The following is a 22,052-nucleotide window of genomic DNA, read 5'->3' on the forward strand; positions in this document are numbered from 1 at the left end:
CTTGCCGACGGCTTTCCGGGGGGCTTGCCGGCTGCTTATGATCGCCGCTTTCCGGCTATCATTGGCGCCGCCTCAGGTGGAAAATGCTTCGATGGAAACTGTGCGATTTCCCAAGCTCACGACACCAAGGCTCGTGCTTCGGGCGCCGAGAAAACGGGATATCCCGGCATGGTTTGCGCGCGCGACGGACGTCGAATCCGCCTCTCTTGCCGGCGATCCTGTTCCCGACGACATAAGCGCGGGCGAGCGATGGTTCGCCCGTTCGCGTCAGCGTTTCGCTGACGGCACGGCGATCCAGTGGTCCATAGATCAAGTAGGAGTTTCGGAAGCGATCGGGACAATAACCCTGTCCTTCGGCGCAACCGACGCCAAGGCAGCCGCATTGGGATTTGTGCTCGCGCGTGCGCATTGGGGGCACGGACTGGGCAGCGAGGCGGCGCGCGAAGTTCTCCGCTACGCTTTCGAAACTCTGGCGCTTGAACGGGTGACGGGCGAAGCGGCGGCGCGCAATTTTGCCTCGGTGCGGATATTTGCGAAGCTTGGATTCAAACATGTCGAAAGCTTCATCGATGAGTCCGACGGCGAGCGTTGCGAGCGCTTTACGCTCGACCGAGACATCGGGCCGTCACTGTTGGCAAGCAACGCCATGCCGGACTGCTAGGGCTCTGAGCCATGGCAAATAGCGTTGCTCCGGCGAGTCGATACCGACCTGCGCTTGCGCGCCTCTCTCGACAAGACCAACGGCTGGACGCGATCGAGCGCAGCCAGGTTCAGTTGGTGCTGGTTGTGGCTGTGAACCCGCACTGCTTCTGTTCCATATCGATCTGCTTCGTGATGCGGACGGCGTTCTGTGCGTAGGCTTCCGTCACGGAGCCACTATTCACGGTTTTGTCCTTCAGCGGACTCACGCCTGCGCAGAGGTGGAAAACATGCGGCTCGGTGGACTTCGCGGCTCCGTTTTCGGGCGCGATCCAGTAGACGACATCCTGACCTGCGGGGTGGCTCGCGTCTCGCGTCGCCGCCGCCACCGCCGCGGTGTCCGTCGCGATCGCCTGCGCCTGAGCGGCGACGTCGGGGGAACAGGCGGTGGTGGGCTGCCCCGACTTGATCTGGGCTGCGCATGCGTTCATATCCTGGGTGTATTGTTCGACCGACGGGGGTTTGAAGCTGATCCCCATGACCGTCGCGAGCACGGCCAGCGCAGCGCCGACGCCGCCGGCAACCTTCTTGGTCCGCGGATCCATGTTTTTGTCGGTGAGGATCAGGAAAACCAGCGGGAGAAAGGCAATCAGCGTGATGATTGCGCCGAGCTGGTTTTGGAAGAAGAACCTGGCCGTGTCGGATGCACGGGCCGGATCATGCCTGTTCGCCGCCTTCCACAGCAAGTTGCCGGCGATTGCGAAAATCGCGATGCCGACCAGAAGGCCGATGATCAGCGGCAGGTGTGCCTGATCGAATTTGTTCTGGCGAAGCAGCATAATCCCGTAGATTTCGCCGCCAATGGCGACGATCCACGAGAGTGCGGCGAAAAGACGAAGACGCGTGGCGGAGGACTTCTGGCCCTGCGTCGCTTGCCAATCCTTGGTAACGTCTGACTTGTTGTCGGTCATTGACCAGATCCCCTGATATCGACACTTAGGCGGGCGGCGTTAGCAGCGTCATTGAACGAGCATTACTTGCCTTAGCGATGCGGGCAAAAATGTGAGCGCCACGGCAGGCTTAATCCTCATACATATTGCGCATGAGTGAATCCGTCCATACTCATTGAGGCAGACGCCTATGCAGCGATGGCTCCGTTAATCTCTGGCCCGAACTGACGACACCAGCCGAAAATCGAAATTGCCATTGCCATCTCCGTGGTTCCTTCCTCGGCGGCTCTCGCACACCCTGCGGCGCCCGAACATTCGCTTCTCGCACTGTGGGGTTATGATAGCCTGGGCGACCGAAAGATCGAATACGACGCGAATTCCACAATGACGATGACCACGACACCAACTGCGGTATTGCGCGGCATGGAGCTCAGCATCCCTCGCGAGAATGCACCCGGCGGACTATGTCCGAGCGATCACCAGGGAGGCGTGGCGTCGATGCTCGCCGCGCTCGCCCGATGAACCGTTGGCAACTTGCTCATGGACGGTATCTCGATCTTGGTGCGAGATCGTTACTGATGGGGATCTTGAACGTTACGCCGGACAGTTTTTCCGACGGTGGAGAATTCGATCGGCCGGAGCGGGCACTCGAACAGGCACGGCGTATGATCGGCGAGGGCGCGGCGATCATTGATGTCGGGGGCGAGTCCACCAGGCCCGGCGCCGGCAGCGTTTCGGCGCTTGAGGAACAATCGCGTATCCTCCCGATCATCGAGGCGCTGTCGTCGGACGGCGACTGCATCGTTTCGGTTGACACCTATCGGGCCGAGACGGCGCGTCTCGCGGTCGCGGCGGGTGCACATATCGTCAACGACGTACACGGCCTGCAGCGCGAACCCGACATTGCGCACGTCGCAGCGGAAGCCGGCGCTGGCCTCGTCATCATGCACACCGGGCGCGACCGGAAAAAGTTGGCCGATGTAATCGCCGACCAGTTCCTGTTCCTGAACAGATCGCTGGAGATCGCGCGCAACGCCGGCATTCCGGACGACTGCATCGTGCTGGACCCAGGCTTCGCTTTCGCCAAGAGCGGAGAGGAGAACCTTGAACTCATGGCTCGCTTCGGCGAACTGCGCGCTCTTGGTTTTCCATGGCTCGTCGGCACCTCGCGCAAGAGGCTTGCCCATCACCTGGTCGGCGAAAGCGACGAAGGGCGGGACGTTGGCACAGCTGCAACCAGCGTCATCCTGCGGTTGAAGGGTGCTTCGATTTTTCGTGTGCACAATGTCGGGATCAATCGCGATGCCCTGGCTTTCGCCGACGCAGTGCGCGAGCGCGAGAATACGGCGGAATGAAAGAACCTGTCAGGCGGGCTCGGTCACGACGCCGATACGCCGGTAGGTGAATGGTTCGTCCTCCGAAGGAACTGTCGCGGTACGCTTGGCTTCGTCGATCAGCATCGCCATGCGCGCGTGGATCGGCGACTTCGCGCAAGCCGGATCCGTTGCGGCGGCATCGCCGGCGATCGCCATCGCCTGGCAGCGGCAACCGCCCCAGTCGATCTCGCGTCGTTCACAGCCGCGACAGGGTTCCTGCATCCAGTCCGTGCCGCGGAAGGCATTGAACGCCGGCGAATCGGCCCAGATCGAGGAGAGGGTGTGTGGTTTGAAACGCTCGAAGCTGAGCGACGGGATCGTCTGCGCGGCATGGCACGGCAGCACGGTGCCGTCAGGCGCCACCATGAACGCGTCACGCGCCCAGCCACCCATGCACGGTTTGGGGTAGATGGCGAAATAGTCTGGTGTCACGAAATCGATGTTGATAATGCCGGCCAGCCGCTCGCGTGCTTCCGCGACGATTTCCGCCTGCCGGTCGACTGCTGCACGCTCGGGCATCAGCTGATCGCGATTGATCAAAGCCCAGCCAGCGTACTGGACGTTGGCGATCTCGAGCCTCTCCGCGTCCAGCGAAAGGGCAAGATCGATGAACTCCGGTACCTCCTCGATGTTATGGCGATGGATCGGCGCGTTGATGGTGAGAGGCAAGCCGGCAGCTCGCGCGCGGCGTGCCGTCTCCAGCTTCTTGTCGTGGCTGCCTTTGTGGTTGCCGATGCGTTCGGTGGTCTCAGGCCGTGCGCCCTGAAAGCTCAATTGCAGATGGTCGAGCCCGGCTTCGGCAAATGCTTCGATGCGGCCTTCGGCGATGCCGACGCCCGCGGTAATCAGATTTGTATAGACGCCGCGCGCTGAAAGTCCGGCGATCAATTGCTCGAGGTCGCGGCGCAGCGTCGGCTCACCGCCTGACAGATGCACCTGCAGAACACCGAGATCGGCGGCCTCCGAGAACAGGCTGAGCCAGGTCTGTGTGTCGAGTTCGCGATTGGCCTTCTGCAATTCGAGCGGGTTGGAGCAATAAGGACATTGCAGCGGGCAGCGATGTGTCAGTTCCGCCAGCATGCCGATAGGAGGGAGGAGGGGCGTGTTCATAGCTTCACCAGCAGCTTGTCCGACCACTCTTGCAGGAAGGCGATGACGTCGGCCGCCACGGCCTCCTCCTCGGCCTCATAATCCGTGGCAAGGCCGGCGATGATTTCGCCGACCGTGGACCGTCCGTCGCAGCGCCGCAATATGTCGAGGCTGATATCGTTCGGCCAGAATATTCTCTCCGGTGACAGCACGGCGAATGCCTGCCGCACGGAATCGTACTGTATGCGCACGTGCTTCGGCAGGAAGGGTATCGATCCCAGCGACACCAAGGCTCTTTCGCGCAGCATCATCATGGGGCTGCCTCGGGGCGGAAGGCGCCGGGCGGTATGTTTCCCGGCTCGCCATAGGCGTGTTGAAGCGCATCAAGCATGGCCCAGAGTATATCGCATTTGAACACCAGCGCATCTATTGCCTGCTGCTGGCGTTCCGCCGTATCGGCATGGCTGAGCACGTAGGTGAGGGCGAAGTCGGCGTCGCGCGAGGCTTGTTCGGGCCGTTGCTTGAAATAGGCCAGCGTATCCTCGGTGATATAATCGTATTTGGCCAGCATCGCCGGTACGCGCTCGCCGATGATAAGCGGTGAGAACATCTCGGTCAGCGACGACGCGACCGCCTCGAACAGCGTTCGGTTGGTGCAAAAGGAGAGGTATGCCCCCACGGCGAACCGTGTCGCCGGCAGTGCCAGCCTTTCGCTCTTCACGGCCTCGGCATCCAGGCCGAGCGAGGTTGCCAGATGCAGCCAGCGCGCGATACCGCCGCTCCAGCCGTCCTCGCCATCATGGTCTTCGATACGTTTGCGCCAGGCGGCGCGAAACGCCGGATCCTCGGCATGTGCGAGGATCATGGCATCCTTGCGCGGGATGACAGCCTGGTAGCAATAACGGTTCAGCGCCCAGGCCTTCATCTCGGCCTTCGACAGCGCGCCGCTGGTCATCCTGTGATGGAAGGGATGATGATTGTGGTAGCGCTCGGCGCCGACCTGCCTCAGCACGGCTTCGAGATCGCTCGTGGACAGGCCGCCTTTGGCCGCATCGCGGAAATCGTTCAAAATTCCATCTCCATGCCGTCGCCTGCGACTTCCCAGCCTGCCGCCTTGACCGCCGCGTGTTCGGCCGAATTCTCGTCAAGGATCGGATTGGTGTTGTTGATATGGACGAAGACGCGGCGGCCCAGCCTCACATCGGCCAGGCTGGCGATCGAACCCGCGTCTCCCGAAATCGCCAGATGCCCCATGCGCGTGCCGGTTTTCTGACCGACGCCGGCGACGATCATCTCGTCGTCGGTGTAGACAGTGCCGTCGAACAGAAGACAGGCTGCATCGCAAAGACGCGCGCGCAGCGTCGCATCGATGCGCGCGCAGCCTGGGATGTAGAAGACAGAATCGCGGCTGCCAATACCCGCAATTCGGACTCCAATCGTGTCACCGGCGTCGGAGCTGAAATTGGCATCCGGATGGTCTTTGTCCTCCAGATAGAGTGCTATCTTTCCAGGCACCGGAAAGCTCTCGATCATCACGCCGGTCTCGCTGCCTTCGGCATCGCAGATGACCAATTCTTTCGCTGTCGGCAGGATGCGCCGCGGCACGACCGCCGGATCGAGAACGTTGAAAATCGAATTCGCCTCCAGCGTCGCCAGAACCTGCGCCGTTGCATAGATGGCGAAAGGCTGCCGCTCGCGCAGGCTGAGCAGTCCGGCGATATGATCGACATCGGCATTGGTCAGCACCACCGCGCGGATAGGGGTCGAGCGCAGCGGCGCGTCGCCCGCAGGTTGCAACTCTGGCGTTGCCGCGATCTGCTGGCGAATGTCGGGTGAGGCATTGAAAAGGACCCAGCCGACCCCATCCGCCGAGGCGATGACACTTGATTGGGTTCGTGAATGCACGCCAGCCATCCCGGAGCGGGCCGCACGACTGAGACGATAATTGCAATTCCATTGCGGAAAGCCGCCGCCTGCCGCCGATCCGATGATCCTCAAACGCATGAAAATGCCCGCCCCGCGGCTTCTCTGACCAGCAGGCAATTTGCAGCCCTGAAAAGTGCCGCGCGCGCCCTACACGCGTCAAAACCTTTCGCCAAAACCCTTGCGGGGATGCGTGCCCCTGTTGCCAGGGACACGCACCTCTGCGGCCTACCTCTTGGGAGTAATTTCGGCAGGCAGATACCGAGAAATTTCCATGCCCGCAGCAACCTGGCACATGGTCGGTTTTTTCCAGTTCTTCTTCATGACATTTCTCCTCTTATACCAGTCCGTAGGGACCGATCCCTGTTGTTAGCCAACCATTGCAGGGCACCAAAGCAATGGCTCGTCCATCACGTCTCAAAATGGACAAATGAAAAAGTAGGTTTTGAAAAATCGAAAAGCAAAACTACCTGGAATAATTGCATAACCTTTCTTCAATTGTTCGTTTCATATGGTTTTTTCACCTCCAGCGGAAGATTTGCACCTTCCCACCCATCAGCGCCGAGTGGATACCAGATTACCGAACTGTAGCCCCACTCGATCGCCCGTTTAGCGGCATTCCAGGACATCCAGCAATTCGTCATGCAATAGAACAGAATCGCTCGCGATTTGTCCGTGCCGGCCTTGGCTTCGAGGCCTTGGCGAAAATAGCTGGTGGTCTCTTGCGAAATAGCGCCGTATCCCACGTTGGCCAGCCATGTACTGCCTGGAATGTCCTTTCTAACCTTGTCTCTCCATATCGTTCCTGCCGGCAAATTGGTCGGCTTGGGCGTGTTCGGCATCACGTCGAAGAAGACAGCTTTCTTCGCTCGCCACAGCGCTTCAGCTTCCGCCGTCGTCACCACCCTGGCGCCTTGCAGCGTCGGCGGCACCGGCGCCCGATAGTCGTCCATCCGGTACCCGTTGGGTTCGGCGATCTCGCCAGCCCGCGTCGGTTCGGCCAGACCCATAAGGCTCGCAGCGACCAGCAAAAAAACAGTCTCCCTTCCCTTCATTGGGTGATCGGTTTGTCGTGTTCGTCGATCAGCGGCACGTTGTAACTCAGCAGGAGCCTGTTGATCTCCGCCTGGTTTTCCCTGATCACCCGGTTGAGCGTCCGCTTCCATTCCTGGTCGGACGGACGTACGCCCATGGTGATGCGGTAGGACATGCGCGAGCCGGTTTTTTCCTTTACCAGCGGAACAATCGCCACATCGGCTCCAAGTTGCTTGGCATAGTAGCCTGCCATCGGTCCCCACAGGACCGCCGCGTCGATCTTGTGGGCCAGCATGTCCTTGATCATGACCTCCCCCATGGAGGGGGTGACACGCGTATCCACCGCAAGCGGATAGATCTTGGCGGTCCGCAGAAGCTTGTTGGCGGCCATGTTGGCGGTTGGCGGCGTGCGCTCGACAACCCCGATCGTCTTGCCCGTGAGTTTGGGATCCTCGATCGTTTCGACGCCCTCCATATCGTTGCCTTTCGGGTAGACCAGCACATAGGTGGAGCGATAATAGGCGTTGGTGTTCTGCACCAGTTCATCGCCTTGGGCATAGCCCATGATGATGTCGCATCGGTTGGCCCCCAGCGTGTTGCGAACGAAGCCGGTGACAAGTGGAAACCAGGTATAGGCGACGGACTTCCGTCCGGTTTTCGCGGCTACCAGTTCGGCAAGTTTGTTTTCGAAGCCTTCGCCGCTCTTGTCGGTGAAGGGCATATTCGAAGGATCGGCGCAGACGCGCAGAATGTCGGGATCGACCAGTTCTCCCGCCGCGCCGAGGCCGGCGCCTTGCGCCTGCGCGTTCGATGGCAACAAGGCCAGCGCGCCTAGAATCGGCAGAACGACGCGCAGCTTCAATGCACCGCAGCCGTTCATGTCATCCGCCCATGCAGGATGCTTCGGCATCCTTCGCCGCCTGCGGCTTGTCTTCGTGCTTGGGCGGCCTGCCGCGTGGCGCCGCACCATCGGCGCGCGCGCGCAGGTAGACATAGAGATCGTCCAGGTAGCAATAGACGTTCTTGTTGTCGCCAAAGGCAGGCATGACGTTTTCCTTGCCGCCGCCGACATTCTTGCGGCCCTCGGCGACGATCGAGAGGAACGTGGCGTAGTCCATGGTTTTCAAGCTGTTGACCAGGGCCGGCGCGTAGCTCGAACCTGTCGCATCCTGTCCGTGACAGACATGGCAATCGGAGTGATACCGGCGGTAGCCGCTGAACGTGTACCAGTCGACGGTTCCGTTCTCGATCTTGTAGGTCGGATTTCCATCCGCATCCAAATACTTGCCGCCTTCTTGCTTCACCGCCTTGGCTTTTTCCATGCTGTCCTCGGCCCACGCCACGCCTGAGCTTGCCAGAGGCAGCAGAGCCAGGACGAAAGCCGAAATTACAATGCGAACGGACATTCAAACGCTTCCTTCATTTGCCGTGGACACGGTTTTGCTGCCGTGGCCGGCATTGATCGGTGTGTCGGGGGTGCAACCGCATCGAGAGCCCGGCCATGGTTTCGGATGATCCGGGCTCTCGTTTTTCAAACCTCCGGTCCAACAAGACCCGAGGCGTGCTTAAGGTTCCCCGCCCGTCAGTCCGGGAGACCGAAGACGGTGAGCTGACCGCCCAGCGTCGTATAGTCGGCAAGTGCCGCGTAGCCGCCGACGGCACCCAGACCTGCGGTACCAACGACCGCGGACTGATCGCCTTGCGCACGGCCCTGATCGACGGCGCCATGCCAGGCAGCAGCGTTGTCAGGCGAAAGCAGACCGCCTGCCAGACCGATACCTGCCCACCCACCGACGCCGGACAGAACGGCGATGTACTGCTTGCCGTCATGCTCGTACGTGGTGATGTTGCCGATGATGCCGGACGGGGTCTTGAACTTGTAAAGTTCCTTGCCGTCCTTATCGACCGCCTTGATGTAGCCTTCGAGCGTGCCGTAGAAGACGACGTCGCCATCTGTCGCCAACGCGCCCGACCACACGGAGAACTTCTCAGGCTTCGACCAGACGATCTCGCCCTTGGCCGCATCCCAGGCAATGAAGTTGCCCATGCTGCCGTCGCCGCCAGGTGCCGGGTACATCGACACTGTGGCGCCAACATAAGGCTGACCGGCGGTGTAGCTTACCTTGTACGGCTCATAGTCCATGCAGACATGGTTGGTCGGAACATAGAACAGGCCGGTTTTCGGCGAATAGGCAGCTGGCTGTTGATCCTTCGTTCCAAGCGCCGCCGGGCAAATACCCGTCGAGTTGGTGTCTTCGCCGTTCTGCTGGGTCGAATATTTCGCCACGACCTGCGGGCGACCATACTGTTCGCTCTTTGGGTCCATGACGACTTCCGTCGCCCAGTTCACCGCTGGATCGTATTTCTTGGCGACGAGAAGCTCGCCGGTGGCGCGATCCATGGTGTAGGCGAAACCATTACGATCGAAATGCACCAGCACGTCGTGTTTGGCGCCATTGACCTCCATGCCGTCGACGAGGATCATCTCGTTGATGCCGTCATAGTCCCATTCGTCATGCGGGGTCATCTGGTAGAGCCATTTGGCAACACCGGTATCGGCATCGCGGGCCATGATCGTCATTGACCAGCGGTTGTCGCCAGGCCGTTGGACCGGGTTCCATGTCGAGGGATTGCCGGTGCCGTAGTAGACCAGGTTCAGCTTGGGATCATAGGAATACCATCCCCATGTCGTGCCGCCGCCTGTCTTCCATTGCTCGCCTTCCCAGGTGTTGGTGCCGGAATCCTTGCCTACCGGCTTGCCCAGCTGGGTGGTTTTCTCGGGATCGATCAGGGTGTCGGCGTCGGGACCTTCCGAATAGGCTTTCCAGGCAAGTTTGCCGTCTTTCAGATTGTAGGCGGCCAGCCAGCCGCGAACGCCGAATTCGGCGCCGGACACGCCGATGAGTACCTTATCCTTGACCACGACGGGGGCAGCCGTGCCGGATTCGCCTTTGCCGCCGTCGGTCATGTCGCCATTCTTGACCGACCAGACGACCTTGCCGGTCTTTGCATCGAGGGCGACGACCGTGGTGTCGGCCTGATTGAGAATGATCTTGCCGTCACCATAGGCAACACCGCGATTGACCGTATCGCAACACATGATCGGAATGACATTCGGATCCTGCTTGGGCTCGTATTTCCAGAGGATCTTCCCGTCATTCTTGAGGTCGAGCGCAAAGACATTGTTTGGGAAGGGCGTATGGACATACATCACATCGCCGATGATCAGCGGTCCACCCTCATGCCCGCGCAGCACGCCGGTGGAAAAGGTCCATTTGACCTGCAGGTTCTTCACATTATCCGCAGTAATCTGGTTGAGTTTGGAATAGCGGGTGTTGGCGTAGTCACCCGTCTGCATCGCCCAGTTCTTCGCATCCGAAGCGAGCTTTGCAAGATCCTCGTTGGCCGACGCCGTATAGGCCGCGCCGAGCGACAGAAACGCCGCAGTGGTTAGAATATACGTAGCTTTCGTAAGTACACGCATCCGAATTCCTCCCGGGGTTCACAGTGATGAATCGACTGTCAGGCCCACAAGGGCTCGCCCAAGCGATTCACGGGGGGGAAATATTTCCGGCAGCGTGTCACGACCTAAGCCAGATGTGCAGAGGGCACCGTTACTGCCCACCTCACTTTGGCCTACGAAAGACTGTCGCCGCTCCCTAATGACGGTGACGCCCTTGAAGCCGGAAACAGGGAAAGGCTATGTCATCCCAAAAGGCTAGGCAAGCAAAAAAGGCCTAGTGCATTGTTGCACCGCAATATTCTAAATGATGCACTGCAATATGTAGAAATGAACAGAACTACAAACTTAATATGAAGTGTTTTGCGCCTCCGTGGAGACCGAGAACGGTATTAAGATAGTCTTACGGGCGATCTTTTGATTTTAATATACACCAAGGTTATTTGCTAATGTTTATCACTGCCCATCTTGGATGGCATGTAAAAAGTCTCGCCGTTGCCCGGTATTGAGCGAGATGCGAAGCGGTCGTAGGAGCCTGGGCGCGGAGCCGGTGATCAAGTCGTCATCCATAGCTATCGCTCGTGGACAGCCCTTTCCTCCTTTGGTCGTATACGGAACCCATGGGTGCTTGACTGGCTTTACGGCGCGTTGCCAACTGGCACGCCGATCTCGTCCGGGCGCATCGAACCCGGACCAACCGGAGGTTTCTCATGATCAGATATGTTGGATTCTCGACCTTGCCGCTGCTCTTCACCGCGACACTGGCCATCGCAAACCCGGCAGGTGCTGCGGGAGACTATCCCACAGTAACGGTTGTCGACTACGTGCTCGGCTGCATGCGAACGAACGGCCAGACGCGTCAGGCGCTGGAAAGCTGTTCCTGCTCGATCGACGTCATCGCCTCGATCCTTCCCTACGACCACTATGAGACGGCCGAGACCTTCAAGAGCATGTCTTTGACGACGGGGGAAAACGCGGGGCTGTTTCGGGAAAGCGCACCGGCGAAGGCAGCCCGTACAGAGCTGAAGCGTGCGCAGTCGGAAGCCGACGTGCGTTGCTTCTAAAGATCAAGCGTGCCCATCGCGGTGGCAGCGCGGCATACCGTATTTCGAGACTTCAGAGCCCCGTTTTCTCCAGCGGCCATTGATTGCGGAATACCTTGCCATCCGTGTCGATCGCTTCGACCTGGATTTCACCATTGCCGTGCGCCGTGAAATCGAATCGGAAATTAGGGTCTTCTGAAATCGATATTCCACCTTCCATCGAGAGGATCGGCCGGCCGGCCTGCGAGATCGACAGCTTCTGAACAAAATGCGCGGGAATGAAATACTGGGTCAACGGATCCCGCTGCAGGCCCGAATTGTTCGGGTGGCGGATCATCAACTGCAACTCCTCTGCCTTGCTCATCGTCTCTTGGGGTGGGAACTGGCGCAACTTCATCTGCCCCATCGTCGCCATGGCCTCGTCCTGGTTCTTGACCGCAGGGGCGGAGCAGCCGCCTGACGCCTTGACGAAGGTCTGAGCCATGTGGAGTTGGCCGCCTTGAGTCTCCGCTATGGCACGCAAATAGGAATAATCGTTGACGCGCACGCGTGTCGACAGATGTGTCACCCCGGCGTCCTTGCCGATCTGGAACGTTGCCGCCACCGGCGCAGGATTGGCGTCGATGATCAAGGTCACGGATTTGATGCCGTCCGGCGCCTTGGCTGGGTCAACATAGATGTCGACAGGCACGATGGCGGCATCTTGCGCCCGCTTTGGCGCTTCGATCCTGACCACGCCGGTATCGACCAGAATAGCTCGGTCGCCGAACACGTCGCCTTTCAAGTCTTCCCAGATCTTCTCCGAAGAAGCCGTTGTTTGCTGTGCGTTGGCGGCTGAGGAGACGCCGAACAGCGTACCGATGGTCAAGATGATTGCGGCCAAGAATGGTGCAAGCGACAAGGCGAACTGCCTGCTCGCGTAAGCGTGATTTTGCATTTCGATGCCTCCACCAATGCAACAGAGGTGGTGCCCAGGCTGGCGTTTAGAATATGCCTTTGACGACGCGTTGGCAAATCGCCCCACTTCATGATCTCTGGCGCATGTCGGTGTGGTCTATTCCCATTCGAGTTCAGCAAAAGCAGCCGTTGCGTTGCGCTCATTGTAGTCGTCGAACAGGTGCCATTTGCCCCGTTCGCTTCCGGCGGCGGTTTTGACGGCCTCTCGGAGCGGCGTCCCGTCGGCGATCGCCTTGCGGATATCGCGCGCCAGAATCTCGAAATAGCGCCGTTCTCCTGCCAGCGCCTGCGGCCAGTCGGCCGGTACCGGACCATGACCCGGAACGACGCGCGCGGCGCTGATCGCGGCGAGCGCCTCCATCTGGCGGAGCCAGCCAAGCAGCGATCCGTCGAGCGTCGGCAAGGACCCCATGAACACGAGATCGCCGGCAAAGAGAGTGCGGGTCTCGGGGTCGAAGACGGTCAGGTCGTTGTCGGTGTGCGCAGCCTTCCATGCCCGCAGTTCGAGCATGCGCCCGCCGAGATCGAGTTCCAGGCGATCGTCGACCAGCATCGCCGGCGAAACGATCTCGACTCCGTTCATAAGCGCTTCGCCGACCTGTTCGCGATAATTGTGCAGATAGAACGCGCCACGCGCCTCGAGGGCACGCGGCAGATTGCGATGGCCAACAATGGTCGCGCCGATCTCCCGGAATGCCGCATTGCCGAAAATGTGATCGGGATGCATGTGGGTGTTGATCAGGAAGCGAACCGGTTTTGCGGTTATCTTTCCGATCGCGGCGAGCAAGGCGTGCGCCTCGGTCAGGCTGCCGCCACTGTCGATGACGGCAACCGCGTCGGTGCCGACGACGACGCCCAGATTGCAGATGGCACCGTCGTTTGTTGCGGTCATCAATTCATCCACGCCCTGGAAGGCGAAGACGCCGTCGGCGATTTGGCCAACCGAGAACCGCAGGCTGCCAGCCGCGGCCAAGGCGGCTCGTCCGAGGCAGCATGGCAGCAAGGCAGCGCTGACGGCGGTGCAGGCAAAGCCACTCATAACCCTGCGTCGTAGCCGATCAATCGACATGGGGTCCTCCGATATGCATTTCACCATCAGGGCGTTCAGGTGACGCCCGGGAACCTTTGCCGGAACGACCGCAGAAGGTCACTCATCACCTGTGAATTGCGATGTTGCCGAGGCAACCGCACGTCGAACACGCCGAGCACATGTGCTGGTCGCGGCGCGAGCACGATGATGCGATCCGACAGCATCAGCGCCTCGCGTAGATCGTGCGTTATCATCAAGGCGGTCGTGGGTCGTGCCGACCATACCGACAGAAGCAGGTGACGAAGCCGCTCGGCGGTCTGGTGGTCGAGCGAGACAAAGGGTTCGTCCAGGACAAGCATCGCCGGCTCGGTAGCGAAGGCCCTGGCAAGTGCTGCCCTGCGCGCAAGGCCGAGCGACAGTTCCGCAGGATAGAGAGAACGCATGCCGGCGAGGCCGAGAGTTTCAAAGAGCCCGTCAAGATTCTTCGTTCTCAAGCTTTTCGGCAAGGCCAGCCTGACATTCTGCTCCACCGTTCGCCACGGCAGCAAGATCGGCTCCTGGAACACGGCCGCAATGCGGTTGGAGCCTCCTTGCGGCAACTGGAAGGATCCGGAAAAATCCTTGTCCAACCCAAGCAGGATACGCAGCGTCGTGGTTTTGCCGCAGCCCGACGGTCCCAGCAAGCAGGCGAATTCGCCTTGCCGGACCTCGAAGGAAAGGTCCTGAAGCGCCGTGATCGAGACGCCTTGCGCGGACCTGAAAGTCTTTTCAGCGATATCGACCCTAAGCGGGACGACGGCGCCAACGGGTTGCATGTCGTTCAACGGGTTGCACCAGAAGAAGTTCGATGACGAGCATCACCGCCACGAAAGCCAGTGTGTAGGCAAGAATGGCGGCGACGTCGAAGAGCTGGAAATAGAGATGGATCTGGAAGCCGACGCCGTTCGACCGGCCGAGCAGTTCGACGACCAGGACGATCTTCCAGATGAGGGCGATGCCGGATCGTGACGCGGCGGCAAGATAGGGTTGCAATTGCGGCAGCAGGATGTGGCGGATGCGATCGAGAGGACCGAAGCGATAGACAGTGGCCATTTCGGCGTAGCTCGGATCAAGCGCCCTGGCGCCCTCACGCATCGTCACTACGACATTCGGGATTTTGTTCACCGCCACCGCGCCGATCGCCGCGACCTCGTTAAGTCCGAACCAGATATAGCCGAGGACGATGACGACCAGCGCCGGGATGTTGAGGAATAGAATTACCCATGGGTTGAAAAAGCGGTCGGCGCGACGATAGCTGCCGAGCAGAACGCCGATGACCGATCCTATGATCATCGCGACGATATAGGCCGCGGTGACCCGGCCGAGGGTCGCGCCGAGATGATAGAAGAGGTCGCCGCTCGCAGCCTCCCTGAGGAGCACCTGCCAGACCTGTCCCGGCCCCGGGAGGGCACGGCTCCGCCAGACACTCGCCGCAAGGCTCCACAGCAGGCAAAGCCCGAGCAAGGAAACCGCCACGGTCAGCGCGGGCATCAGCGTTGTCGCCAAGCTGGATCGCCCGGACATGCTCGTCGAGGTACCTCGCGTGCCGTTGCTGGTTTCCGGTGCGGTCATTTCGCGCGGTCCTGCCAGAATGTGCCGGGCGCCATCTCGGGCGCGCTGCCGACCAGCTTCGCGCCACCGATCGCCGCCAGCACATGATAGAGCCTGCCGGCGTCGGCCGCTTCCTCGGCGACCGCCCGCCTGGGGATGCCCTGGCGGTAGCGGTCGCGGAGTTTTTCCAGTTCTTTGCCTTCCGCGCGAATGATCGGCGCCAGGCGCAGCCACTCCTCGTCGGATCTCGCCAGCAGGTCCTTGGCTTGCGCGGAGGCCCTGACGAAGCCCCTGGCGGCCTCCGGGTTCTCGTTCGCCCATTGGTCGTGGAAGACGTAACCGAGTGCCGACACAGGTCCCAAGGCGCCGAGCGCACGCGCCGCATCGTTCACGCCCATCAATCGACGAAAGCCGTTGGCCTCGAGACGGGCGCAAAAATGCCAGAAATTCAGCACCGCATCGAGTTCGCCCTGCATGGCCTTTTCCGAAATCAGCGGTGGCGCGCCAAAGATGATGTCGCTGGTTGCCAACAGGTCGACCCCGTAGTCGCGTCTGGTCAGAGCCTGTATCAGGAGCCAGCTCTTGTCGAGCGGGCCGCCGGCGACGCCGATCTTCCTGTGCTTGAGGTCGGCGACGGTCCGGATCGGCGACCCCTCCTTCACCATGATCGCCCCCACAGCGGTCGAATAGGGGGCTAATGTGAGGTCGCCGCCTTCCGACCGTTGGCGCGAGACCCACAACCAGTCGGAGACGATCATGTCGATCGCACCGGCCAGCAAGGCGACGTTGGTCGCGTCCTCCCCGGCGAAATCGATGATCTCCAGATCGATCCCGTTCGCCACATCGAATTTGTGTTGCCTCAACGTGTCGAGTTCCCAACTCACGGTTCCAAACTTCAGGACACCGACGCGAATCCTGGCTGCTGCAAAGACAGGCCTTGCGGCAAGAGCAGCGACTGTGCCGAGAACCGCTAGATGCAGCGTGTTGCGCCGTGAAATCATCATGACACCTCCTCCCTGGGCTCCAGGACGTCAATCAGATCGCTCGTTCCTTGCTCGGAAAGGCGCATTTCCAGCGCATGACCTTGAGGGCCGGGTGTTCCTGAGACCATTTCGCGATCTCGCTGGGTGCAAGGAACATGCATTGGAGCAGAGAGCCGCGGCTCTCGAAATAGAGGTGTTCGTCTCGGCAATTGCCCGGATTGGTGCTGAGGCACACCGTTAATATGAGATCGACCATATCCATTTAGCACCTCTTGCGCTCCGGGACGCCTGTCTCGACTGGTCCGGCCCAATGAGGAGCCTGGACAAAATCGCCAGTTGCCGGATTCCCGAGGTGCCAGTGGAGAAACCGGATGTCTTGAAGCTACGCATTCGCCCGATAGCCGTCAACAAAGACGAATACCGGTACCCTGGGTACCCAAGCCTCTATACCTTTATACGATTGACTTTCACCCCACGCCAACTAGCTTTTCGATTCGCGCGGCGCCGCTTCACAAAGGGAAAGCGGATACTCCACTCCACCGCGTAAGGTGCATGCCAATGGATGAAAGATCGGCATGCGCAAAATCGTCCAGGGCACCCAGACGATCCATGAGGAAATGCCATGCGCGCAATCGCATTTTTCGCAGTCGTGTTTGCTGTGTCCTTCATCACAAGCCAATCCCAGGCACAGGATGCCGCGGCGGGTGAGAAGGTCTTCGCCAAATGCAAGGTCTGCCATGTCGCCGACCAGGACAAGAACAAGGTCGGCCCGTCGTTGAACGGCGTCATCGGCCGGACGGCTGGCACACACCCGGGGTTCAGTTACTCCCAAGCGATGGTCGCGGCAGGCAAGTCCGGCGTCAAATGGGACGAACCCACGCTGACGACTTACCTTCGCGATCCCAAGGCCATGGTCAAAGGAACGAAGATGGCGTTCGTCGGCCTCAAGCAGGACCAAGACATCGCCAACGTCATCGCCTATTTGAAGCAATTCTCGAAATAGCGGCGCCGCCGGCCGTTCGAACTTGCGTCCGGCCGGCGTTCGCCCCGATCAAGCACCGGCTTGCAGCCCCTGCATCGCCGCAGGCAGGTCGAAAAGGCTGTCGCAAACCTGGTCGGCGCCAAGCTCTTCAACCGGAAAATGGGTGTATCCGCCGCGCAGCAGAATGACGGGCATGCCGGCGGCGCGTGCGGCGCCTGCGTCGGCGCCACTGTCTCCGACCAGCAGCGCGTCACAGGGGTCGACTCCAAGCTGGGCGAGCGCCAGCAGCAGAGCATCGGGCGCGGGTTTCAGGCATGTCACCGCGTCTCCGCCAATGATCGCACGGAAATATTCCGTCAGTCCGAAATGCAGCAGGATCTCGCGAGTCGCCAACTGCGGTTTGTTGGTCGCCACGCCCATGGCCATTCCCTTCGCGTAGAAGTGTGTGAGAACCTCCCTGACGCCAGGCATCAGTCTTGTCAGGCCGGTCAGATGTCGGCTGTAGATCGGCGCCATGACGCGGTTGGCCTCATCGAGCGCGTTGCCGACGAGCGGCGCTCCCGACGCCGCGAAGGCCCGCTCGATCAATTTCCTGACGCCGCCACCGATCATGGCCTTGACCTGGTCCAGGCCCAACGGCGGCAGATCGCGGCTGGCCAGCAACTCGTTGACGGCGGCCGCTATATCAGGCGCCGAATCGACCAGTGTGCCGTCGAGGTCGAACAGGATCGCCTTCGGCGGTCGAAGCGACCTACCTGCGCCGACATTCATGCAGCATCCTTCCACTTGATCGAGCAGCCGATCGAGGCGATCTGGTCGAACGGACCATCGCCGGTTCGAGCAACCTGCTTCATCGCCTCGAACAGATCGCGTCGCAGCCCGAGCGGTCCGGATTCGCGTCGCGACGCGTCCAGCCGGCCGCGATATTGCAGTCTCAGTTCGCTGTTGAACCCGAAGAAATCGGGAGTGCACACCGCTGCGTAGTCGCGCGCTACAGTCTGGGCCCCGTCGTGCAGGTAAGGGAAGCTGAAGCCGTTCGTCATGGCGAAGCGCTTCATGTGGTCGAAGGAATCGTCCGGGTAGGTGTCGGCATCGTTGGAGTTGATCGCGACGAAGCCGATGCCTTCGGCCTTGAGGTCATTGGCGTCGCGTACGATGCGAGAGATCACGGCCTTCACATAAGGGCAGTGATTGCAGATGAAGGCCACGACCAGGCCATTCGGGCCGGCGTGACCGAAGATGGAATGCGACGTGCCGTCGACGCCGGGCAAAACGGCATCGATGGCGGGCCAGCCGAAATCGCATACAGGTGGGACCGCAGCCATGTTCGTCTCCCCGACAACGGTTTACGCGGCTTTCCGGATCGCGCCATCGGCCGCCTGTCTGATGGCGCCGATATTGGCACGATAGGCTGCCTCGGTGCCTCCCTTGAATACAGCCGAACCGGCGACCAGTACGTTGGCGCCAGCCGCGGTGACCAGCGGGGCGGTCTCGGCCGTGACTCCGCCGTCGATCTCGATGTCAATCGGGCGATGGCCAACCAAAGCCTTGATCCGTCTGACTTTCTCGACGACCGCTGAGATGAAAGCCTGGCCGCCGAAGCCTGGATTGACCGTCATCAGCAGCACCAGATCGAGCCGGTCGAGCACATACTCGATGACGCTCTCCGGCGTCGACGGATTGAGCGACACCCCGGCCTTCTTGCCAAGATTCCCGATCGCCTGCAATGAGCGGTCGAGATGCGGTCCAGTCTCGGCATGCACCGTGATGATGTCGCAACCGGCATCGGCGAAGGCGGCCAGATAGGGGTCGGCCGGCGCGATCATCAGATGGCAGTCGAAGATCTTGTCCGTTCGACCACGGATCGCCTTGATGACCGGCGGACCGAAGGTGATGTTGGGCACGAAATGCCCGTCCATCACGTCGAGATGGATCCAGTCGGCGCCCGCCTGAACGACAGCTTCGACCTCGTCGCCGAGCCGCGAGAAATCCGCGGAAAGCACGGAGGGCGCGATGATTGTCCTGGTGACCATGGTCGTCGTCTCCAATTTCTGTCTTCCGTGTCGGGTCGCCGCCCGCCAGCCGGCTTCGCCCTCAGCGCGTCTTCGTCTCCGGTTCGCCTTCGAGCTTCCCTTCCGCGAATACGCGGCTGCCGCGGATATCGGATTCCTCGATGGTAATAAGGTCTGCCTTGGTCAGGGCACGGCTTCGCGATGCGAAAAGCCGATTGGCCTGGCGAAGCCGCGCCCGGTCCAGCCCATTGCGCACCGAGCGCGCGTTGGAGAAATGCGGCAGCCTCATTCGGATCGGAAGATACTCTTCGAGGGCCTGGGCGGCCGCCTCGCTGAGGCGATAATTCTGCTCCGCTAGCATGATCTCGGCGATCGATTTCAGCTCACTGACGCCGTAGTCGGGAAAATCGAGGTGGTGAGCGATGCGCGAACGCATGCCGGGATTGCTGTCGAAGAAACGATCCATCTTGTTCTTGTAGCCGGCAAGGATCACGACCAGGTCGTCACGATTATTTTCCATGCATTGCAGCAGGATCTCGATCGATTCCTGGCCGTAGTCGCGTTCGTTCTCGGGCTTGTAGAGGTAATAGGCCTCGTCGATGAAAAGCACGCCGCCCATGGCACGCTTGATCACGTCGCGCGTCTTGGGTGCGGTGTGGCCCACATACTGGCCGACGAGATCGTCGCGCGTCACCGCGACCAGGTGGCCTTCGCGGACATAGCCGAGTCGATGCAGGATTTCGGCCATCCTCAGCGCCACGGTGGTCTTGCCCGTGCCGGGGTTTCCCGTAAAGTTCATATGCAGCGTCGGTGCGCCCGAGGTCAGTCCGAACTTGCGGCGAAGCCGGTCGACCAGGAGAAGGGCCGCGATCTCGCGGATGCGGTTCTTGATCGGCTTCAGGCCAACGAGTTCGCGGTCAAGCTTATCCATCACCTCGTCGATGTTGGACGCTTCGAACTCGGCCTGCAGATCAACCAATTCGTCCTGCGCGGCTGCGCCTTTGGCTATCGTGTCCAGCATGGCTCAGCTAGCTCCGCTCGCCCTCGGGCCTGTCGGTGGCATAAGGCACGATCGAATAGCCCTGGCTGCGGCCGTCACGCTCCTGGCGCAGCAGCCGGAACCCGGGTTCGCTGGGTGGCCGGTTGACGATGAACGACATGCGCGGCGCTTCCCATCCCTTGGTCGAATCGAAGGCGGTTACCCGGACATACATGTTCGGACAGGCTTTCCGGCAAGCGTTGACTTCGAGCAGGATGCCCGCCGGGTCTCTCAAATCGAACATCGGGTTGCCGTACATTTCCCAATAGGTGTTTCGCGGATGCGGATCGTCCGTGTACTCGACGCTGACGGCCCAGTGGTTCTTCAGCGCATATTTGATCTGCGCCGAAATCTGCTCATCAGTGAGATCGGGCAGGAACGAGAACTGTCCCTGCGTGACCTTGTTTCCCGGATTGGTCATCATGGCGACGGTTCCTTTCTTCTAGAAGCTGGGCGTTGCGGTTGGCACGAAGTCGGCCGTGTCGGTCGATTCATAGTTGAAGGTGACATCCTTCCAGGTCTCCAGGGCAGCCTTCAGCGGGGTGCACCATTTGGCCGCCTGTTCGAGGATTTTGGTTCCTTCGCGCAAATAATCGCGTCCCTCGTTGCGGGCCAGGATCATCGCTTCCAATGCAACGCGATTGGCCGTCGCGCCTGCCTGGATGCCGTCGGGATGGCCGATCGTGCCGCCACCGAACTGCAAGATGACGTCCTCGCCGAGATAATGGATCAACTGGTGCATCTGGCCGGCATGGATACCGCCCGAGGCGACGGGCATCACCTTGTTGAGCGAGGCCCAGTCCTGATCGAAGAACAGCCCGGTCTCGAGATTCTGCGGCGTGCGCTCCTCGCGCAGCGTGTCATAAAACCCCTTGATCATGAGCGGGTCGCCTTCCAGCTTGCCGACCACAGTGCCGGCGTGGATATGGTCGACGCCGGCCATGCGCATCCATTTGCAGATGACGCGAAAATTCATGCCGTGGTTCTTCTGGCGCGAATAGGTCGAATTGCCGGCGCGGTGCAGGTGCAGGATCATGTCGTTTCGGCGTGCCCACTTGGCCATCGACTGGATCGCCGTGTAGCCGATGACGAGATCGATCATGATGATGCAGGAGCCAAGCTGTTTGGCGAATTCGGCGCGCTCGTACATCTCCTCCATCGTGCCGGCGGTGACGTTGAGATAGTGGCCCTTGACCTCGCCAGTGGCAGCTGAAGCCTTGTTCACCGCCTCCATGCAGTAGAGGAAGCGGTCGCGCCAGTGCATGAAGGGCTGCGAGTTGATGTTCTCGTCGTCCTTGACGAAGTCGAGGCCGCCCTTCAGGGCCTCGTAAACGACGCGGCCATAGTTGCGGCCTGACAGGCCGAGCTTCGGCTTCGTCGTCGCGCCGAGCAGCGGACGGCCAAACTTGTCGAGCCGCTCACGCTCCACCACGATGCCGGTTGCGGGTCCCTGGAAGGTTTTGAGATACGCGACCGGGATACGCATGTCTTCCAGTCGCAGCGCCTTGACCGCCTTGAAGCCGAACACGTTGCCGATGATCGATGCGGTCAGGTTGGCGATCGAGCCCGGCTCGAACAGGTCGAGGTCGTAGGCGATGTAGGCGAAGTACTGTTGCTCGGTCTTGGTGCCGGGACCGGTGTTTGGAACCGGCTCGGATCTGAACGCCTTGGCGCGGTAGAGCTCGCAGGCTGTCAGCCTGTCGGTCCACACCACGGTCCACGTCGCGGTCGAGGATTCACCGGCGATGGCGGCCGCTGCCTCCTCGTGGTCGACGCCGGGTTGCGGCGTGATCCGGAACATGGCGATCAGATCGGTCTCCTTGGGCCTGTAGTCCGGCTCCCAGTAGCCCATCTTCTTGTAAGGGATGACCCCTGACTTGTAGCGTTCCTTGCCTTCCTTGAGCGTACCCGCTGGCAGCATATCGATCTTGTTCATGACAGGTC

25 protein-coding genes are annotated in these 22,052 nt (G+C 60.6%); 4 read left to right on the forward strand and 21 right to left on the reverse strand.

From position 1 onward, the window contains the following. The first annotated feature begins 37 nt into the window (after nucleotides 1-37). Nucleotides 38-661: a GNAT family N-acetyltransferase gene (locus FJ443_RS21000; protein ID WP_224680293.1), complete on the forward strand. Its 624-nt coding sequence runs from the start codon at nucleotides 38-40 to the stop codon at nucleotides 659-661. 109 nt (nucleotides 662-770) lie between these two features. Here FJ443_RS21000 and FJ443_RS21005 read toward each other — a convergent pair whose 3' ends face one another. Further along, nucleotides 771-1,610, reverse strand: coding sequence for a hypothetical protein (locus FJ443_RS21005; RefSeq protein ID WP_140515124.1), 840 nt, complete (start codon nucleotides 1,608-1,610; stop codon nucleotides 771-773). A gap of 557 nt (nucleotides 1,611-2,167) precedes the next feature. Between FJ443_RS21005 and folP the strand changes: the two genes are divergently transcribed. Beyond that, nucleotides 2,168-2,944 carry a dihydropteroate synthase gene (folP, locus tag FJ443_RS21010; RefSeq protein ID WP_246679502.1) on the forward strand — a complete coding sequence of 259 codons (777 nt, stop codon included), beginning with the start codon at nucleotides 2,168-2,170 and terminating at the stop codon, nucleotides 2,942-2,944. 9 nt (nucleotides 2,945-2,953) lie between these two features. Here folP and pqqE read toward each other — a convergent pair whose 3' ends face one another. The 8 genes from pqqE to FJ443_RS21055 all read right to left on the reverse strand — a co-directional run bounded on the left by pqqE (nucleotide 2,954) and on the right by FJ443_RS21055 (nucleotide 10,496). After that, nucleotides 2,954-4,075, reverse strand: a complete 1,122-nt coding sequence (gene pqqE / locus FJ443_RS21015) for a pyrroloquinoline quinone biosynthesis protein PqqE (protein ID WP_140557402.1) — start codon at nucleotides 4,073-4,075, stop codon at nucleotides 2,954-2,956. After that, nucleotides 4,072-4,368, reverse strand: coding sequence for a pyrroloquinoline quinone biosynthesis peptide chaperone PqqD (gene pqqD, locus FJ443_RS21020; protein ID WP_140665675.1), 297 nt, complete (start codon nucleotides 4,366-4,368; stop codon nucleotides 4,072-4,074). Before pqqD ends, pqqE begins: the two co-directional genes overlap by 4 nt. Continuing rightward, complete coding sequence (gene pqqC / locus FJ443_RS21025; RefSeq protein WP_140498254.1) at nucleotides 4,365-5,123, reverse strand: pyrroloquinoline-quinone synthase PqqC; 759 nt, start codon at nucleotides 5,121-5,123, stop codon at nucleotides 4,365-4,367. The genes pqqD and pqqC overlap by 4 nt, the downstream gene beginning before the upstream one ends. Continuing rightward, a complete protein-coding gene (gene pqqB, locus FJ443_RS21030) occupies nucleotides 5,120-6,058 on the reverse strand; it encodes a pyrroloquinoline quinone biosynthesis protein PqqB (RefSeq protein WP_140665679.1) in 939 nt (312 codons plus the stop codon). The genes pqqC and pqqB overlap by 4 nt, the downstream gene beginning before the upstream one ends. Before the next feature lie 413 nt (nucleotides 6,059-6,471). Next, the gene (locus FJ443_RS21040; RefSeq protein ID WP_140515131.1) at nucleotides 6,472-7,032 is read right to left on the reverse strand and encodes a PQQ-dependent catabolism-associated CXXCW motif protein; all 561 of its coding nucleotides are present in this window, start codon (nucleotides 7,030-7,032) and stop codon (nucleotides 6,472-6,474) included. Beyond that, nucleotides 7,029-7,922, reverse strand: a complete 894-nt coding sequence (locus tag FJ443_RS21045) for a substrate-binding domain-containing protein (protein WP_140515132.1) — start codon at nucleotides 7,920-7,922, stop codon at nucleotides 7,029-7,031. The genes FJ443_RS21040 and FJ443_RS21045 overlap by 4 nt, the downstream gene beginning before the upstream one ends. Further along, nucleotides 7,894-8,418 carry a c-type cytochrome, methanol metabolism-related gene (locus FJ443_RS21050; RefSeq protein WP_140515133.1) on the reverse strand — a complete coding sequence of 175 codons (525 nt, stop codon included), beginning with the start codon at nucleotides 8,416-8,418 and terminating at the stop codon, nucleotides 7,894-7,896. Before FJ443_RS21050 ends, FJ443_RS21045 begins: the two co-directional genes overlap by 29 nt. A gap of 176 nt (nucleotides 8,419-8,594) precedes the next feature. Beyond that, on the reverse strand, nucleotides 8,595-10,496 hold the full coding sequence (locus tag FJ443_RS21055) for a methanol/ethanol family PQQ-dependent dehydrogenase (protein WP_140498243.1): 1,902 nt from the start codon (nucleotides 10,494-10,496) through the stop codon (nucleotides 8,595-8,597). Between the two features lie 686 nt (nucleotides 10,497-11,182). Between FJ443_RS21055 and FJ443_RS21060 the strand changes: the two genes are divergently transcribed. Further along, complete coding sequence (locus tag FJ443_RS21060) at nucleotides 11,183-11,536, forward strand: hypothetical protein (RefSeq protein WP_140498241.1); 354 nt, start codon at nucleotides 11,183-11,185, stop codon at nucleotides 11,534-11,536. A gap of 52 nt (nucleotides 11,537-11,588) precedes the next feature. Here the strand turns inward: FJ443_RS21060 and FJ443_RS21065 are convergent, their stop codons facing one another. From FJ443_RS21065 to FJ443_RS21090, 6 genes are all read right to left on the reverse strand, one after another. Beyond that, nucleotides 11,589-12,539, reverse strand: a complete 951-nt coding sequence (locus FJ443_RS21065; RefSeq protein WP_224655931.1) for a quinoprotein dehydrogenase-associated SoxYZ-like carrier — start codon at nucleotides 12,537-12,539, stop codon at nucleotides 11,589-11,591. 30 nt (nucleotides 12,540-12,569) lie between these two features. Continuing rightward, on the reverse strand, nucleotides 12,570-13,568 hold the full coding sequence (locus tag FJ443_RS21070; RefSeq protein ID WP_348641935.1) for a quinoprotein relay system zinc metallohydrolase 2: 999 nt from the start codon (nucleotides 13,566-13,568) through the stop codon (nucleotides 12,570-12,572). An 8-nt stretch (nucleotides 13,569-13,576) separates the two neighbouring features. After that, nucleotides 13,577-14,317 (reverse strand): ATP-binding cassette domain-containing protein, encoded by a 741-nt coding sequence (locus FJ443_RS21075; protein WP_140498534.1) that lies wholly within the window; start codon nucleotides 14,315-14,317, stop codon nucleotides 13,577-13,579. Further along, on the reverse strand, nucleotides 14,286-15,032 hold the full coding sequence (locus FJ443_RS21080) for an ABC transporter permease (protein ID WP_246681233.1): 747 nt from the start codon (nucleotides 15,030-15,032) through the stop codon (nucleotides 14,286-14,288). The genes FJ443_RS21075 and FJ443_RS21080 overlap by 32 nt, the downstream gene beginning before the upstream one ends. 77 nt (nucleotides 15,033-15,109) lie before the next feature. Continuing rightward, complete coding sequence (locus tag FJ443_RS21085; protein ID WP_140665684.1) at nucleotides 15,110-16,096, reverse strand: ABC transporter substrate-binding protein; 987 nt, start codon at nucleotides 16,094-16,096, stop codon at nucleotides 15,110-15,112. A 31-nt stretch (nucleotides 16,097-16,127) separates the two neighbouring features. Next, nucleotides 16,128-16,337, reverse strand: a complete 210-nt coding sequence (locus tag FJ443_RS21090) for a hypothetical protein (RefSeq protein WP_140498232.1) — start codon at nucleotides 16,335-16,337, stop codon at nucleotides 16,128-16,130. Between the two features lie 360 nt (nucleotides 16,338-16,697). Here FJ443_RS21090 and FJ443_RS21095 point away from each other — a divergent pair, with 360 nt between their 5' ends. After that, nucleotides 16,698-17,078: a cytochrome c family protein gene (locus tag FJ443_RS21095; protein ID WP_140498230.1), complete on the forward strand. Its 381-nt coding sequence runs from the start codon at nucleotides 16,698-16,700 to the stop codon at nucleotides 17,076-17,078. 48 nt (nucleotides 17,079-17,126) lie between these two features. On the opposite strand, the gene gph is transcribed toward FJ443_RS21095, so the two are convergent. The 6 genes from gph to FJ443_RS21125 form a co-directional block, all read right to left on the reverse strand. Continuing rightward, nucleotides 17,127-17,828: a phosphoglycolate phosphatase gene (gph, locus tag FJ443_RS21100; RefSeq protein ID WP_140665687.1), complete on the reverse strand. Its 702-nt coding sequence runs from the start codon at nucleotides 17,826-17,828 to the stop codon at nucleotides 17,127-17,129. Further along, nucleotides 17,825-18,382, reverse strand: a complete 558-nt coding sequence (locus tag FJ443_RS21105) for a thioredoxin family protein (protein ID WP_140665690.1) — start codon at nucleotides 18,380-18,382, stop codon at nucleotides 17,825-17,827. The genes gph and FJ443_RS21105 overlap by 4 nt, the downstream gene beginning before the upstream one ends. A gap of 21 nt (nucleotides 18,383-18,403) precedes the next feature. Continuing rightward, a complete protein-coding gene (gene rpe, locus FJ443_RS21110; protein WP_140665693.1) occupies nucleotides 18,404-19,090 on the reverse strand; it encodes a ribulose-phosphate 3-epimerase in 687 nt (228 codons plus the stop codon). Between the two features lie 61 nt (nucleotides 19,091-19,151). Beyond that, complete coding sequence (gene cbbX / locus FJ443_RS21115) at nucleotides 19,152-20,090, reverse strand: CbbX protein (protein WP_140515140.1); 939 nt, start codon at nucleotides 20,088-20,090, stop codon at nucleotides 19,152-19,154. Nucleotides 20,091-20,097: 7 nt separating this feature from the next. Then, a complete protein-coding gene (locus FJ443_RS21120) occupies nucleotides 20,098-20,532 on the reverse strand; it encodes a ribulose bisphosphate carboxylase small subunit (RefSeq protein WP_140498220.1) in 435 nt (144 codons plus the stop codon). 18 nt (nucleotides 20,533-20,550) lie between these two features. Beyond that, complete coding sequence (locus FJ443_RS21125) at nucleotides 20,551-22,044, reverse strand: ribulose-bisphosphate carboxylase large subunit (protein WP_140498217.1); 1,494 nt, start codon at nucleotides 22,042-22,044, stop codon at nucleotides 20,551-20,553. Nucleotides 22,045-22,052 lie beyond the last annotated feature (8 nt).

The sequence above is a fragment of the Mesorhizobium sp. B2-6-1 genome (assembly GCF_006440475.1).
Lineage (GTDB): Bacteria > Pseudomonadota > Alphaproteobacteria > Rhizobiales > Rhizobiaceae > Mesorhizobium.